This window comes from Dactylosporangium vinaceum (genome assembly GCF_019904175.1).
In the GTDB taxonomy this organism is placed as follows: domain Bacteria; phylum Actinomycetota; class Actinomycetes; order Mycobacteriales; family Micromonosporaceae; genus Dactylosporangium; species Dactylosporangium vinaceum.
In genome coordinates, this window is sequence record NZ_CP061913.1 from 7,514,826 (window position 1) to 7,530,471 (window position 15,646).

General features: G+C 72.7%; 13 protein-coding genes and 1 pseudogene. 8 read left to right on the forward strand and 6 right to left on the reverse strand.

Going from position 1 to position 15,646, the window contains the following annotated elements; genetic code table 11:
* Positions 1-25: 25 nt before the first annotated feature.
* A complete protein-coding gene (locus Dvina_RS33665) occupies positions 26-691 on the forward strand; it encodes a hypothetical protein (protein ID WP_223093314.1) in 666 nt (221 codons plus the stop codon).
* On the opposite strand, the gene Dvina_RS33670 is transcribed toward Dvina_RS33665, so the two are convergent.
* Positions 688-1,914: a D-alanyl-D-alanine carboxypeptidase family protein gene (locus Dvina_RS33670; RefSeq protein ID WP_223093315.1), complete on the reverse strand. Its 1,227-nt coding sequence runs from the start codon at positions 1,912-1,914 to the stop codon at positions 688-690. The genes Dvina_RS33665 and Dvina_RS33670 overlap by 4 nt on opposite strands.
* Before the next feature lie 106 nt (positions 1,915-2,020).
* On the opposite strand from Dvina_RS33670, the gene Dvina_RS33675 reads away from it, so the two are divergent.
* Positions 2,021-4,264, forward strand: a complete 2,244-nt coding sequence (locus Dvina_RS33675) for a putative bifunctional diguanylate cyclase/phosphodiesterase (protein WP_223093316.1) — start codon at positions 2,021-2,023, stop codon at positions 4,262-4,264.
* A gap of 63 nt (positions 4,265-4,327) precedes the next feature.
* Entirely contained in the window at positions 4,328-5,278 is a 951-nt protein-coding gene (locus Dvina_RS33680) for a DUF1152 domain-containing protein (protein ID WP_223093317.1), read from the forward strand.
* Positions 5,279-5,383: 105 nt separating this feature from the next.
* Here the strand turns inward: Dvina_RS33680 and Dvina_RS33685 are convergent.
* A pseudogene (locus tag Dvina_RS33685) lies at positions 5,384-6,154 on the reverse strand (DMT family transporter); the annotation flags it as partial.
* Between the two features lie 73 nt (positions 6,155-6,227).
* On the opposite strand from Dvina_RS33685, the gene Dvina_RS33690 reads away from it, so the two are divergent.
* From Dvina_RS33690 to Dvina_RS33700, 3 genes are all read left to right on the forward strand, one after another.
* Positions 6,228-7,133: a LysR family transcriptional regulator gene (locus Dvina_RS33690; protein WP_223093318.1), complete on the forward strand. Its 906-nt coding sequence runs from the start codon at positions 6,228-6,230 to the stop codon at positions 7,131-7,133.
* 77 nt (positions 7,134-7,210) lie between these two features.
* Complete coding sequence (locus Dvina_RS33695; protein ID WP_223093319.1) at positions 7,211-7,618, forward strand: VOC family protein; 408 nt, start codon at positions 7,211-7,213, stop codon at positions 7,616-7,618.
* Positions 7,619-7,652: 34 nt separating this feature from the next.
* Entirely contained in the window at positions 7,653-8,393 is a 741-nt protein-coding gene (locus Dvina_RS33700) for a class I SAM-dependent methyltransferase (RefSeq protein ID WP_223093320.1), read from the forward strand.
* Between the two features lie 145 nt (positions 8,394-8,538).
* Here the strand turns inward: Dvina_RS33700 and lysS are convergent, their stop codons facing one another.
* Complete coding sequence (lysS, locus tag Dvina_RS33705) at positions 8,539-10,194, reverse strand: lysine--tRNA ligase (RefSeq protein ID WP_223093321.1); 1,656 nt, start codon at positions 10,192-10,194, stop codon at positions 8,539-8,541.
* Between the two features lie 33 nt (positions 10,195-10,227).
* Positions 10,228-10,605 carry a response regulator transcription factor gene (locus Dvina_RS33710; protein ID WP_223093322.1) on the reverse strand — a complete coding sequence of 126 codons (378 nt, stop codon included), beginning with the start codon at positions 10,603-10,605 and terminating at the stop codon, positions 10,228-10,230.
* A gap of 93 nt (positions 10,606-10,698) precedes the next feature.
* On the opposite strand from Dvina_RS33710, the gene Dvina_RS33715 reads away from it, so the two are divergent.
* Together Dvina_RS33715 and Dvina_RS55360 are read left to right on the forward strand one after the other, a co-directional pair.
* Positions 10,699-12,807, forward strand: a complete 2,109-nt coding sequence (locus Dvina_RS33715; RefSeq protein WP_223093323.1) for a sensor histidine kinase — start codon at positions 10,699-10,701, stop codon at positions 12,805-12,807.
* Positions 12,808-12,896: 89 nt separating this feature from the next.
* Entirely contained in the window at positions 12,897-14,240 is a 1,344-nt protein-coding gene (locus Dvina_RS55360; protein ID WP_281428132.1) for a chitosanase, read from the forward strand.
* Positions 14,241-14,312: 72 nt separating this feature from the next.
* On the opposite strand, the gene Dvina_RS33725 is transcribed toward Dvina_RS55360, so the two are convergent.
* Positions 14,313-14,657, reverse strand: coding sequence for a hypothetical protein (locus Dvina_RS33725; protein ID WP_223093324.1), 345 nt, complete (start codon positions 14,655-14,657; stop codon positions 14,313-14,315).
* Positions 14,658-14,774: 117 nt separating this feature from the next.
* Positions 14,775-15,335 carry a DUF4760 domain-containing protein gene (locus Dvina_RS33730; RefSeq protein WP_223093325.1) on the reverse strand — a complete coding sequence of 187 codons (561 nt, stop codon included), beginning with the start codon at positions 15,333-15,335 and terminating at the stop codon, positions 14,775-14,777.
* Positions 15,336-15,646: the final 311 nt, after the last annotated feature.

Here is a 15,646-nt window from a genome sequence, read left to right on the forward strand (position 1 = left end):
GGGCGGCCCGCCGATCCAAGCGCGCATGACGTCCGCCCCTCCCGGCCGCTCGGCGAACCCCTACGCCACCTACGTCGACCTCGACGCGGCGCAGCAACCACGGGACGAGTACCCGGCCCCACCGCCCCCACCGGCGTACGCCCCGCCTGCGCCGCCGGTCGCCTACTTCCTGCCCCCGCAGCGGCCGCGGCGGGCCGGCCGCGTCGGCCGGTGGCTCGCGATCCTCGCCAGTGTCGCCGGGATGCTCACCGGCTCCGTCGCGGTCAAGCTGTACACCACCGAGAAGCGGGAGAAGTCCCAGGCCTGCGCGGTGATTCCGATGATCGTGCAGGACTTTCGCCGTACGGAACCGGGCACCGGCCAGACGGTCCGGACGGCCGTCACCGCCGACGACTGGGCCCAGCTCATCACCACCCCGGTCGACCCGCAGCTCGCGGCCGAGCAACGGCGCCAGGACGCCCGCAACCGGCATTTCGCCGCGGGCCTCGTCTTCGACCCCGCGCTGAAGTCGGCGCTCACGGGCATCGCCGACGACACCGACGGCCTCATCGCCGTGCGCCAGGACGTCACCGGCGACGCCGGTGAGCGGGCCCGGCGGGGCGCCGGGCTCATGGTCGGCCTCGACGGGCACATTCGCGCCGCGCAGTCGGCGTGCGGCCAGACTCCCACCGGGATCGTCGAGGCGGACTAGACCTGGATGCGGCGGGCGCGGCGGACCATCACGACCGCCCCGGCCGCGCACAGCAGCACCAGGACGGCCAGGGCGACAACGGTGAACGACAGGGTGCGGCCGGGGGCGGGCGGCGCAGCGCCGGCGGTGCCGCCCGCGGCGGCCGGGGCCGGGGTGCCCGGCGCGGGTGACGGCGGCGGGGCGTGCAGCTTCGCCGCCTCCTCCACGGTGACCAGGTGGCCGACCGACGCCCCGGGCGGCTGCGCGAAGCCCCAGTCGAGCAGCGTCGCGCCCTGCTTCCAGGCCCGGGCCGGGACGATCTCCGCGCCCATCACGGTGACGACGAGCCGCCGGTCGCCGCGCTTGGCCGCGCCGACGTAGGTGTGCCGGGCCTCGTCGGTGAACCCGGTCTTGCCGCCGATCGCGCCCGGGTAGCCGGTCAGCAGCTTGTTCTCGTTCTGGATCTGGAAGCCCTTGGGGTCCTTCGGCGGCGCCGCCGGCCATTGGAACGTCAATGCGCTGTCGTACTGCACGAACGCCTGACGGTCCAGGTCCTCCCGGGCGATCAGGGCCAGGTCGTAGGCGCTGGTGAACTGGTCCGGGGCGTCGTAGCCGGACGGGGTGACGGCGTGGGTGTCGTCCGCGCCGAGCCGGTGGGCCTCGGCGTTCATCGCGGCGACCGTGGCCGCCTCGCCGCCGTCCCCGCCCGCGACCCGGGCCAGGGCGGCCGCGGCGTCGTTGCCCGACTCCAGCAGCAGGCCGTACCACAGGGCCGAGACCGGGTACCGCCCACCGGCGATCAGCCCGACCAGGGAGCTGTCCCGGGGGACGTTCACGTCGCTCTCGGTCGCCTCGACGACGAGGTTCGGGTCGAGCGCCGGCAGGGCGGTCGCCGCCAGGAGGAGCTTCTGGACGCTGGCCGGGCGGCGGCGCAGGTGCGGGCTGCAGGCGCCGAGGACCTCGCCGGTGTCGAGGTCGGCGACGACCCACGACATGGCCGACGTGGCCGGTGGGGCCGCCGCGCCCGGCGGGACGGCGAGGCCCTTGGTGGCCAGCTGCGAGCCGCCCACGACCGGTGCGGCCGGGTCGCGCTCCGGGGACGCCGGCGTGGGCGGGATGGTGGGCGGCGCCGCGTAGGGGCACGGCACGACGGCCGTCGTGTCGGCCGGCGCGGGTGACGGCTCCAGCACCGGCCCGACCAGCGACACGGCGACCGCCGCCGCGACCAAGCGCCCGAGGCTCATGGCCCAGAGCCTATAAGGCGGCTCCGGTACCCGCTCGCCTGTCACAATCACGAGACTGCACCAGAACCGCACTCAGCAACGGCAGCCCGGTACCGAACAAACGAACATGCCGGAAAGTGCGCTCGAGCAGCACGAGATCGAGTACCGGGCCCGTCAGATCCGACTGGGCACCTGGGTCGCGGTCGGGGTCATCCTGATCGGGGCGGTACGTGCGCAGCTGGACTGGCGCAGCGGGCCGTGGGTGGTCGGCGGGATCGCCCTGATGGCGGTCGGGCAGGCCGGGCTCGCGCTGCTGCCGTGGGAGCGCTACGTCCAGTCGTCCTGGCTGCCGCGCGCGCTCGGCGGGTGGTGGCTGGCCAACCTGGCGCTGCTGCTGGCGTACACGGCATACGACACCGCGGCCCTGACCATCTTCCCGGCCGGCGTCATGCTCGTGCTCGCCTCGGCCGCCGCCCTCGCGGGCCAGGCCGAGGTCATCGGGCTCGGGGCGCTGAGCGGCCTGGGCTACCTGGCGCTGTTCGCGACCCGGGACCGGCCGATGGGCGCCACGCTCGCCGCGCTGACCGTCGCGCTGATGGTCGGCGTCGCCTGGTTCTGCGCGCAGAGCGCCGGCAACCGGCGCCGCACGGACCGGGCCCGGCGCAGCGCCGAGCGCAAGGTCGAGGCACTGCTCGAGGCGTCCTCCGACGCGGTCCTGGCCATCCAGGTCAACGGCGGCGGGGTGACCTACGCCAGCCCCTCGGTGAAGACCGTCCTCGGCTACGACCCGCGGTTCGTCACCAGCGCGATGCTCTCCGAGATCACCCACCCCGACTTCCTGCCCGTGTCGCAGGAGTGGTGGCGCGGGATCATCAGCGGCGGCCCCGGGTACACCGGCCGGGCCGAGTCGCGGGTCCGCCGGGCCGACGGCGCCTGGATCTGGGCCGAGGTCATCGGCACCAACCGCACGACCGAGGCGCCGCTGTTCGCCGCCGTCATCAGCATCCGTGACATCACCGGCCGCAAGGAGCTGGAGGAGGAGCTGACCCGGCAGGCGTTCGCCGACTCGCTGACCGGCATGCCCAACCGGGCCCTGTTCCGCGACCGCCTCGAGCACGCGATCGCCCGCAACCGCCGCGGCGGCGGCCGGATCACCCTGCTGCTGGTCGACCTCGACGACTTCAAGCTCGTCAACGACAGCCTCGGGCACAACGCCGGCGACCAGCTCATCGCCACCACCGCGCTGCGCCTGCACCAGCAGCTGCGGGCGGCCGACACCCTGGCCCGCCTCGGCGGGGACGAGTTCGCGATCCTGGTCGAGGACATCACCGAGATCGAGGCGATGGACCTGGCCGACCGGCTCCTGGCCGCGATCCGCCGGCCGCTGCGGCTGGGCACCCGCGACGTCGTCACCTCGGCCTCGATCGGCGTGGCGACCGCGAAGGCCGGCGACGGCGACGACGGCCCGGACCCGGGCGAGCTGCTGCGCAACGCCGACCTGGCGATGTACGCGGCGAAGGGCAACGGCCGCGACCGCTACGCCCTGTTCGACCCGGCCATGTACGCGGGCATCATGCGCGAGGCCGAGGACCGCGCGGAGCTGGAGCTGGCGCTGGCCCGGCAGGAGTTCGTGGTGCACTACCAGCCGATCGTCGACCTGCCGACCAGCCGCCTGATCGGCGTCGAGGCCCTGGTCCGGTGGGAGCACCCGGCCCGCGGCATGCTCGGCCCGAACACGTTCATCCCGCTCGCCGAGTCGACCGGGCTCATCGTGCCGCTGGGCCGCTGGGTGCTGCGCCAGGCGTGCGAGCAGCTGGCCGAGTGGCGCGCCCAGTTCCCGGCCGCGGCCGCGATCCGGGTCAACATCAATCTGTCGGCCCGGCAGTTCCAGCACGAGGGCCTGGTCGAGGAGGTCGCCGGCATCCTGGCCGAGACCGGCGTCGACCCGCACCAGATCGTCCTGGAGATCACCGAGTCGCTGCTCATGCAGGACACCGACTCCACGATCGAGACCCTGGGCCGGCTGAAGGCCCTCGGCGTCCGCCTGGCGATCGACGACTTCGGCACCGGCTACTCGTCGCTGTCGTACCTCAAGCGCTTCCCGGTCGACATCCTCAAGATCGACCGCTCGTTCGTCGACGGCATCACCACCGAGCGCGGCGACGCGACACTGGCCGAGGCGGTCGTCCAGCTGGGCCGGGCGCTGCAGCTGCAGACGGTGGCCGAGGGCATCGAGACGGCCGAGCAGTGGTCGACGCTGCAGGACCTCGGCTGCGAGTTCGGCCAGGGCTACCTCTTCGCCCGCCCCGGCGCCGCCGACGCCATCTCCTCGATCCTCGGCGACGCCCGCGTGCCCGAGTCGACCGGCTGACCGCGCCTGTCCGTCGATGCGCCCGGCTTCCGCCCGCCGGGGCGTGGGCCGATAATTCGAGGTATGACGCCGTCGCTCGCTGAACCGCCACTGTTCGCGGCGCTCGCGCCGGCGCGCCGGGTGCTGCTGGCCGGGGCGGGCGGCGGGTTCGACGTGTACGCCGCGCTGCCCCTCGCCTTCGCGCTGTGGGAGCGCGGTGTGCAGGTACACCTGGCGAGTCTGTCGTTCGGGCCGTTGACGCTGGTGCCGGACGACAGGTGGCTCAACCCGGACGTCGCCGCCGTCACGCCGGACGTGGCCCGCAACGTCTCGTACTTCCCCGAGCTGACCCTCGCCCACTGGCTGCAGGAGCAGGGCCGGCCGTCGACGGTCTACGCGCTGCGCCGCACCGGGGTCCAGCCGCTGCGGGCCGCGTACCGGGCGCTCGTCGACGCCCTGGACATCGACGCCGTCGTGCTCGTCGACGGCGGCACCGACATCCTGCTGCGCGGCGACGAGTCGGGCCTGGGCACCCCGGTCGAGGACATCGGGAGCCTGGCCGCGGTCGCCGGGCTGGACGGGCCGATCCGGCTCGTCACCTGCCTGGGGTTCGGCATCGACGCGTTCCACGGCGTGAACCACGTCCAGGTGCTGGAGAACCTCGCCGACCTCGACCGCGACGGCGGCTACCTGGGTGCGCTGTCGATTCCCAGCGGCAGCCGGGAGGCCGCGCTGTACCGCGACGCCGTGGCCGCCGCGCAGGCCGCGACGCCGCAGCGGCCGAGCATCGTCAACGCCCAGATCGCCGCGGCCCTCAACGGCGACACCGCCCTGATCCGGCGCCTGTCAGGTCCGACGCTCTTCGTGAACCCGCTCATGGCCGTCTACTTCACCGTCAACCTCCTGGCCCTCGCGCGGCGGTGCGAGTACCTCCACCAGTTGCAGGACACGCCGACGGTCCGTCACATCGAGGCGCAGATCGAGCACTTCCGCGCCGGTGTCGCCCGCCGGGCCGCCCGGGTCTTCCCGCACTGAACGGGGGCGCCGCTCGCGGTGGGCGGCCTCGATGCGCTGGCCGGCCCAGGTGCCGGCGAGGACGAGCGCGATCCCGGCGACGGCGGCCGCGCTCAGGTGCTCCCCGGCGATGCCGACGCCGATCAGGACCGCCCACACCGGCTCAGTGCCCAGCAGGAGGCTCGCCCGCGCGGCCGACGTACGGCGGATCGCCCACAGCTGCACCAGGAACGCGAACACGCTGCAGCCGAGGGCGAGGTACAGCACGCCGAGCCAGTGCCCGGGCCCGAAGGCGCGCACCGCCGCCGGCAGGTCCGGCGCCGCCAGGGCCGTGAACAGGGCCGCGCCGACCACGGTCTGCAGCCAGGTGAGCGTCACCGTGTCGTACTGCCGCCCGCCGGTCAGCCGCCCGGACAGCGTGACGTGGGCCGCCCGCACGACGGCCGCGGCGAGCATCAGCGCGTCACCGGCCGTCGGCGCGCGCAGGCCGGGCCCGGCGACGAGCAGGACCACACCGCCCACCGCCACCGCCGCGGCCACGAAGAACCGGCCGGGCAGCCACCGCCGGTGCACCGCACCCTCGAGCACCGGCGTCAGCAGGATCGTCAGGCTGATCAGCACCCCGGCGTTCGTCGCGCTGGTCAGCGACACCCCGAACGTCTCCAGCACCAGCACCGACGCCTGGGTGAGCCCGAGCAGCGCCCCGACCCGCAGCTGCGCCCACCCCGGCCGCCGCCCGGCCATCGCGGGGGTGAGCGCGAGCGCCGAGACGAGAAACCGCAGCGCCAAGACCGCGAGCACCCCGCCGGCGAGCACGAGCGTCTGCGCGGCCAGGTAGCTGCTCCCCCACACCACCGCCACGGCCAGCAGCAGCAGGTCACTGCGTCGCATCCCCATGAGGGCAGCCTGAAGCGGGTCTATTGTGAAGACAAGACCTGATCTCGTGAACCCACACTGTAGTGAGCCCTACATGGATCTGCACCACCTGCGCCTCTTACGGGAACTCGGCGACCGCGGCAGCCTGGCCGCCGTCGCCCGGGCGATGCACATCACGCCCTCGGCGGTCTCCCAACAGCTCAAAACCCTGCAAAGCACGTCGCGTGTACCGCTCACCGAACGCCGGGGCCGCCGGCTCGCCCTGACCGAGGCGGGCCGCGCGCTCGCCACCGCCGCGATCGAGGTCTCCACCGCCCTGGACCGGGCCGGCCGGGCCGTCGACGCCTACCTGGACGACCCGGCCGCACCGGTCACCGTCTCGGCCTTCCACAGCGCCGGGCTCACCTGGTTCGGCCCGCTGCTCGCCCGCCCCGGCCTGCCCCCGCTGCGCTGCGCGGACGAGGACGTGGCGCAGGCCGACTTCCCGGCCCTGGTCGCCGACTACGACCTGGTCCTGGCCCACCGCCTGCCGCACAGCCCACCGTGGCCGGCCGACCGGCTGACGACGGTCCCGCTGCTGCAGGAGCCGCTCTACGTCGCCCTGCCCGCCGCCCACCGCCTGGCCTCCCGGCCGGTGCTCACCACCGCCGACGTGGCCGCCGAGCCGTGGATCTGTGTCCACGAGGGCTTCCCGGTGGAGGGCATCCTGACCGCGATCGCCGCGGCCGCGGGCCGGCCGCTGGACATCGTCCACCGGGTCAACGAGTTCACCGTCGTGGCCGCGATCGTGGCCGCGGGCGGTGGCCTGGCCCTGCTGCCCGGCTACACCAGCCGCCCCGACCCCGCCGTGGTGCTGCGCCCGCTGGCCGACCTGCCGGCCGCCCGCCACATCGACGTCCTGACCCGCCCGGAGACCCTCCACCGGGCCGCGGTCCGCTCCGTCCTGACCGCCCTGCACGACATCGCCGCCGCGCCGCAGCCGCTCCCGCCGGCGCCGTGAGCGCCGCCACGATCCGCCACCGCCACCGCCACGGGCGGCGGATGCGGACACCCGGGCCGGTGGCGGATCATCGATGCATGCGGCTTCGGATGGAACTGTTCGTCAGCGACATGGACGTCAGCGTCGGGTTCTACCGCGACGTGCTGGGGTTCGCGGTCGAGCGGCGCACGGAGGACTACGCGAGCCTGCGCCGGGGCCAGGTCGTGCTCGGGCTCGGCCCGATCGCGAAGCTGCCCGAGCACGGGGACGGCCCCGGGTTCACCGGGCAGCGGCTCAGCGCCGGCAAGGGCGCCGGGGTCGAGATCGTGCTGGAGCTCGACACCGTTGACGAGCTCCGCGCGCTCTACGCACACTGCCAGGAGCTGCAGGTGGTCGGTGAACCGCTCCAGCTGCGGTCATGGGGCCTGCACGACTTCCGGCTCGCCGACCCGGACGGCTACTACCTGCGGCTCACCCACGGCGACGCGGCCGCGCCGGCCGCCTGAGCACCGGCCGCGGCTGCAACGGGAGGGGTGCTCGATGAGCGACGCGTTCTACTCGCACGCGAGGCTGTACGACCTGATGTTCCCGGGCGGCGGACCCGCCGTCGACTTCTACCGGGCCGAAGCCGCCCGGACGGGCGGGAGCGTCCTGGAGCTCGGGTGCGGCACCGGGCAGAAGCTGATCCCGATCGCGTCCGACGGGCACCGGTGCGCCGGCCTGGACCGCTCGCCGGACATGCTCGCCGAGGCCCGGCGCAAGGCCGACGCGGCCGGTGTGGCGCCGGCACTGGTGCAGGGCGACATGCGGGACTTCGATCTGGGCCGCACCTTCGACTTCGTGTTCATCGCGGCCAACTCCCTGCTGCACCTGCACCGGACCGACGACCTGGCGGGCTGCTTCCGGTCGGTCCGGCGGCACCTGGCACCGGGCGGACGGTTCGTCTTCGACGTGTTCAACCCGAGCGTGCGCCTCCTCGCCGGCGCCGACGGCGTCCGGCGGACCCGGGCGTCGTTCCCGGACCCCGACCTGGGCACGGTAAGCGTCGACGTCACCGAGACCTACGACGCGCCGGCCCAGGTGACCCGCGGCACGTGGTACCTCTCGACCGACGACGAGCCGGACTTCGCCGTCGCACCCCTCGAGGTCCGCAGCATCTTCCCGCAGGAGTTGCCGCTGCTCATCGCGCTCGGCGGCCTCCGGCTCACCGACCGCTTCGGCGACTGGACCCGCCGCCCCTTCGCCGCCGACTCGCCCCTCCAACTCTGCATCTGCGAGTAGAAGACGCCCCACAACCGCACCGCCCCCGGCCCACCCACCGTCCGCCGAATCCACAGTGGACACACGCGCCGACGTCCGCCCCTGCCGAGGGCTCAGCGGGGCGGCGAGAACACGTGCTCGATGTGCCGCGCTGCGGGCACCGCCGTCAGGCGCCGACGAGGGTGCGGACCCGGTCGGCGCCCAGGGAGAGCAGGAGCGTGGGCAGGCGGGGGCCGGACTCGCGGGACACCAGGAGGCGGTACAGCAGCGAGAAGAACTCGCGCTGGGCGACCTTCAGCTCCGGGGTCGGCTTGGTGTCCATCGGCAGGCCAAGGCGGATCTTCGGCACGCCGTAGACCAGGCTCGTCAGGCCTTCCAGGGACCACTGGTCGTCGAGCCGGTCCGCCAGCAGTACCAGCGACGCCTTCTGCTCGTCATCGAGGGAGGCCAGCAGTTCGGCGTCCGGCTCGGCGCGGACGTGGGTGCGGGACTCGTCGGGGACGTACGTGGTGACCCAGCGCACGGCGCAGTCGAGGCGGGGACGGGCCTCGTCCAGGGTGACGATGGGGTTGGCCGGGTCGATGTCGGTGAGGATGCGCAGCATCTGGGCGGGGTCACCGACGGTGATGTCGGCGACCGAGGCCAGCATCCGGTACGGCAGCGGGCGCGGCGTCACCGGCAGCGGCCCGGCCGCGGTGCCGATCGCGCGGTGGTAGGCGGCGGCGTCGGCCGGTGCCGCGGTGCCGTCGGCGACCTTGCGGCCGAGCGTGTCCCACTCGTCGTACATGCGCTGGATCTCGTCGTCGAACGCGACCTTGAACGCCTGGTTGGGGCGGCGGCGGCTGTACAGCCAGCGCAGCAGCGGGGCCTCCATGACGGTCAGGGCGTCGGCGGGGGTCGGGACGCCGCCGCGCGAGCTGCTCATCTTGGCCTGGCCGGCGATGGCGACGAACGCGTACATGGGGCCGATGGGGGCCTTGGCGCCGAAGACCTCGGCGACGAGCTGGGTGCCGACGACGTAGGAGGAGCCCGGGGAGCTGTGGTCGACGCCGGAGGGCTCGAAGTGGACGCCCTCGTAGGCCCAGCGCATCGGCCAGTCGACCTTCCACACCAGCTTGCCGTGGCGGTGCTCGCGCAGCAGGACGGTGGCGCCGTGTCCGTAGGAGCAGGTGTAGGTCAGCTCGGTGGTCTCGTCGTCATAGGCGGTGACGGTCGTGGTGTCGCGGTTGCACACCGAGCAGTACGGCCGGTACGGGTAATAGCCGGTCGCGCCCTCGCCGTCCTCGTCGTTCTCCTCCGGGGCGATCTTGGTGCGGTACTTGCCGAGGACGCCGTCGATGTGGTTCCGCTCGCGCATGGCCAGGAGGACCTGCTCGACGTACGCGCCGGAGGTGTACATCTCGGTCTGGCTGATCCCGCGGTACTGCACCCCGAGCTCCTCGAGGGAGGCCGCCATGGCCGCCTTGAAGTGCTCGCCCCAGCTGCCGTAGGGGCTGCCGGGCGGCGGCGGGACGCTCGTCAGCGGGCGGCCGATGTGCTCGGCCCAGGAGTCGTCGACGCCCTCGATGCCGGCCGGGACCTTGCGGAACCGGTCGAAGTCGTCCCACGACAGGATGTGCACGACGTCGTGGCCCCGCCGGCGGATCTCGTCGGCGACCAGGTGCGGGGTCATGACCTCGCGGAGGTTGCCGAGGTGGATGGGGCCGGAGGGGCTCAGGCCGGACGCGCAGACGATGGGCTTGCCCTCTTCGCGGTCCTTCGCGGCCTCGATGACCTCGTCGGCGAAGCGGGCTACCCAGTCCTCAGCAATACTGTGCGTCACCCGCCCATTCTCGCCGACCCGCTCCAGCGATTTTCAGTCGGCCCCCGACTGTTCCAGGAGCGTGGCGATGCGCGCCATGAGCTCGCTCGGCTCGAACGGCTTCACCAGGTAGTCGTCGGCGCCCGCATCGAAGCCGGTGCTCACGTCGAGCCACTGGCCGTGCGAGGTGAGCATCAGCACCGGCATCTGCTCCGTGTCCGCGGCCCCGCGCAGCGCCCGGCACACCTCGATGCCGTTGATCCCGGGCATGCTCACGTCGAGGATGGCCAGGTCCGGGTGCTCGCGGTGGGCGGCGTCCAGGGCGCTGCCGCCGTCGGCGCAGGCGAGGACCTGGTATCCGGACGTGTCGAGCAGGAACGTCAGCAGATCGCGGATGGCCAGGTCGTCCTCGGCCACCAGCACCGTCGACATCGCACGCTCCCCCGGGTGGCCGATCTCCGCAACCCGAGTATATGGAGAAATCGGTTCAAATACTGTTGAGCGGTGCATTCGGGGCGGCGGTACGTGCCGATCGCGCTGGCCGCGGTCGTGCTGCTGCTCGGCCTGCTCGCGACCGCGGGCGTCAGCGCCGTACTGACCCAGAAGGAGCGCCGCTCGGCCGCCCAGGCGATGGACCGGCAGGTCGACCTGGCCCGGGCCGCGGTGAGCGGGGAGGTCCAGCGCTACCTCGACACGATCGACAACCTGGCCGCCGCCCTGGGCTCGCACGACCAGCTCACCCGGGCGGCGTTCGAGCGGGCCACGGCCCACGTGCCGGGCGAGAACCTGGCCGGTGCCACCGCCGTGGTCTACGTGGTGCCGCAGCAGGGCCACTACCTCGCCGTCTACGGCCGCCGGCTGGACGGACGGGACCCGGCCGTGGCCCAGCCGGACCTCTCGGCCGTACCGGAGATCGCCGACGTGCTGCGCCAGTCCGCGAGCCTCGGCGGGGCGGCGGTGTCCACGGCCGCCGTCGACCCGGACGGCAGCCGCACCCTCAACCTGGCCACCCCGGTGCTGAGCCCGGACGGGTCGCTGCGCGGGCTCGTGCTGCTGGGGCTGCGGGGGCCGGAGTTCTTCGGCGGGGCCATCGGTACTGTCGTGCACCCCCGGGTCACCGCGACGCTCTCCGCGACCCAGGAGGGCGGCGGGCTCCTGCCGCTCGCGACGGTGCACCCGACGGCCCCGGGCACCGACGCGCTCGTGCGCACCGCCGATGTCGGCATCGCCCAGCGGCGGTGGCGCCTCGACCTGGCCGCCGACCCGCGGGAGCTGCCCGGCGCGTACACCGACCGCCCGCTGGTCTCCGGGGCGGCCGGGGTGCTGCTGAGCGTCCTCGTCGCGATCCTCGTCCACGTCCTCGGCTCGCGCCGGGCCAAGGCCATGGAGCTGGTCGAGGAGGCGACCCGGGACCTGCGGCAGGCCGGGGCCGCGGCGCACGACCTGGCGGCCCGCCAGCGGGCGATCCTGCACAGCGTCAGCGAGGGCGTCACGGTCGTCGGCGCGGACGGCCGGATCCTGCTGCAGAACCCGGCCGCGCGCGAGCTGCTCGGCACGGCCGACGACGCCGTGAGCCTGGCCGAGTGGCCCGCGCACTACGGCGCCTACCTGCCCGACCGGGTCACGCCGTTCCCGGCGGCCGACCTGCCGATGCTGCGGGCGATCCGCGGTGAGCCGGTGGACGGGGTCGAGCTGGTCATCCGCAACCCGGCCCACCCCGACGGCATCCTGGTCAGCGTCAGCGCCCGCCCCCTGCACCGCCCCGGCGCCGGCCCGGTGGGTGCCGTCGCGGTCCTGCACGACATCACGGCCCTGCGCCGGTACGAGACCGAGCTCGCCCAGTTCGCGGCGGTCGTCGCACACGACCTGAAGAGCCCGCTCACCGCCGTGCACGGGTTCGCGGCGGTCGCGGCCGACGCGGTGTCGGCGACGCCGCCGCGGGTGGAGACGGCCGGGGCGGCGCTGCAGCGGGTCCGGCAGGGCGCGGTGCGGATGCGCGAGATCATCGACGTCCTCCTCGCGTACACGACGGCCCGCGACGCCCCGCTCGACGTGGCCGACGTCGACCTGCAGGCCCTCGTCGCGGCGGTGGTGGCCGAGCGGACCGCGCCGCGCCCGGTCGCGTTCCTCTCGCCCGCGGTCCTGGACGTGACCCCACCGGCGCCGTCGGTATGGGTGGGGCCGCTGCCGCCCGTGCGGGCCGACCCGGGGCTGCTGCGCCTGGTCGTGGACAACCTCGTCGGCAACGCCATCAAGTACACCCCGGCCGGCGTGGCGGCCCAGGTGGAGATCTCGGCCGGCCCGGCCACCGGCGGCGTGCGGCTCGTGGTGGCCGACCGCGGCATCGGCATCCCCGACGACGAGAAAGGCCGCGTGTTCGAGTCGTTCCACCGGGGCCGGCCGCTCGACTACGGCGGCACCGGCCTCGGCCTGGCCATCTGCCGGCGGATCGTGGAGCGCCACGGCGGCACCATCGCCGTGCAGGACAACCCCGGCGGGGGTACCCGCTTCTGCGTGACGCTGCCCGCGGCGCCGGACGGCTGGCAGCGCCTCCAGCGCCCGTCCACGCCGGCGGTGAGCGCCCCGGCGGCGGTGCCCGCGGCGGTGTCCGCGCTCAACCATAAAGTGAAATGAACTCTCCTTTAAGAAGATTGACATCGAGGTTCTCCGATCGAAAGATCTGGCAGGCAAGTTGCCTGTTAGATCTCGTCTGGAGGCCCTTCGTGAACCACCCCCTCAGGCTGGCCGGCCTGGGCGCCGCGGCGCTGCTGACCGTCGGCACCGTGACGACGGTCATCGTCATGCAGGGCGCCGACGCGGCCACCGAGACCCTGCTGTCCCAGGGCAGGCCCGCGACCTCCTCGTCGGTGGAGCTGCCGACACTCGGCCCGGCCCTCGCGTTCGACGGCGACACCGGCACCCGCTGGGCCAGCCTGGAAGGCTCCGACCCGCAGTGGATAAGCGTCGACCTGGGCGCGACGCGCACCGTCACGCACGTGAACCTGCGCTGGGAGGCGGCGTACGCCAAGGCGTACCGGATCGAGACCTCGGCCGACGGCGTGAGCTGGAGCCCCGTCTACAGCACCGCCTCCGGCGACGGCGGCACCGACGACCTGACCGGGCTGCACGGCACCGGGCGATACGTCCGGCTGTTCGGCACGGCCCGGGGCACGCAGTACGGCTACTCGCTGTACGAGTTCAAGGTGTACGGCAGCGGCGTCACCGAGGGCACGCCCTCCGCGTCCGGGTCGGCCTCTCGCAGTACCACACCCAGTGCTTCTGCTTCGGCAACGCCCTCCCGCAGCGCCTCCGCGAGCGGGTCGACCACGAAGAGCCCGACAGCGGCTCCCGCCGGCAAGGACCTGTTCGACCCGCGCAAGAAGGACATCGCCATGCAGCTGGTGTCCTCGGCCGAGAACTCGTCGCTGGACTGGAAGGCGCAGTACAAGTACATCGAGGACATCGGCGACGGCCGCGGCTACACGGCCGGAATCATCGGCTTCTGCTCCGGCACCGGCGACATGCTGGAGCTGGTGGAGCTCTACACCCAGCGCGTGCCCGGCAACGTCCTGGCGAAGTACCTCCCGGCGCTGCGCAGCGTCGACGGCTCCGACTCGCACGCGGGCCTGGACCCGAACTTCCCGAAGGACTGGCGCACGGCCGCCGCCGACACCGCGTTCCAGCAGGCCCAGAACGACGAGCGCGACCGGGTGTACTTCAACCCCTCCGTCAACCAGGCCAAGTCCGACGGCCTGCGCGCACTTGGCCAGTTCATCTACTACGACGCCATCGTCATGCACGGCCCGGGCAACAGCGCGGTGAGCTTCGGCGGCATCCGCAAGGCCGCGATGGCCAAGGCGAAGACCCCCGCCCAGGGCGGCGACGAGGCCACGTACCTCAACGCCTTCCTGGACGCCCGGGTAGCCGCCATGAAGACCGAAGAGGCCCACAGCGACACGAGCCGCGTCGACACCGCCCAGCGGGTCTTCCTGAACAACCGCAACTTCGACCTCAACCCGCCACTGTCCTGGAAGGTCTACGGCGAGCCGTTCTCCATCGCCAGCTAGACCCTCTCCCCTGTGTCGGCGGGCACCGCTGCTCCACGGTGCCCCCCGGCCGCCCCGGCGGCACCGGAAGGTTCAAACGGTCCCCTGCCCCGTTCGAGTCGCTGGAGTTCGGCGTAGAGGTGCCGTACCCCAAGGTTGCTCGGCATCAGCGAGATCGCCTGACCCGAGGCGGTCGTGAAGGTTCTTGTCGAGTACCGTGTCGTCCCCGATCACCGCCGCCTCCGGCCGCCGCTCCAAGAGCAGTCCCGCGCTGTGCCGGGCATCGGCAACCGTGCCCTGGCTGAGCTTCGCGGTCTCGGCGAGTATCCGGTCGTACTGCGCACGCCTGTTGTTCGAGGCATTTACCACGAGGCCGACGACCGCGACCGCGGTGCCGAGGACCGCCGAGCTTGCACCGATCGCCGCCGCGAAGTCCATGGCCCGAGTATGACGACGGGCGGCAAAGCCCCCTCCGCACCGAATGCGTCAAGCGTGCCGTCGCCAGCACGCCGACATCGGCCCGGCTGTCACGCTGAGCGATTCCGCGCTCGAGCCCTACCCGACTGAAGGCGTCGCAGCGGAAGACCGATTGAGGTGATCACTTCGAAGCAATTTGAGTCTATTCACAAGGTCCTCGAAGTGCTCATAGACACTGGGGCTCTTCAGTTCGCCGCGGATCCGGCCGATGTAACCAGCGAATCCCTCCCCCGCCGCAATGAGCCGATCGCCAGACAACATGTACACCGTGTCCAGGTCATACACTTCCGCCTTGACACCTACAGCCATGTCCTCGAGATGATTGAGATAGGCACGTACGAGAGCCATCTTCTCGCGGTCTCCCCAGGCCTCCTCCAGGAATTCAGCCACCTGTCGGCGATCGCGGTCATTCCAGGGAAGCTTCGCCTTCATGGCCTCCCGGTATCGCTCGGTGTTGGCGGACATCTCGATCGTGGCTTGCCTGCGCAGCCTCAGCCGCTCTTTTTCCTGACCTTCGGCAGACTCGTTCAAGGCGCGCCGAGCGAGACGCACCTGTGAACCGACGAAGAACAGCGCGCCAATATTGATCATCAATGTCACCACGTTGATGATCGTCGCCATGACTTCGGAAGCCTTCACGATATGTCCTCCGACACCTCGGGCGGGCTCCTCGATGGTTACGTACGGTGTCAAGTCGATGGGACGGCCACGGCAACGGCCGGTCCCCGCTCAAGTCGAATTACAACGTCGGGATCCTCCCGGCGAGGAAATAGCCGTACGTCGCAGATCTGGTGCGCGGGCACCTCGACAACCGGGCTGATATCGACGTATCTCGGAGGGTCACCTCGGTCGATGCGGCGATGTTCCTGCCGATGCAGGCGGGCGCCTGATCGCTCATGGAATTCCGGTGCACGAGCGGTGCATACTCGCCGGCCCGGGCCTGGCCGGCA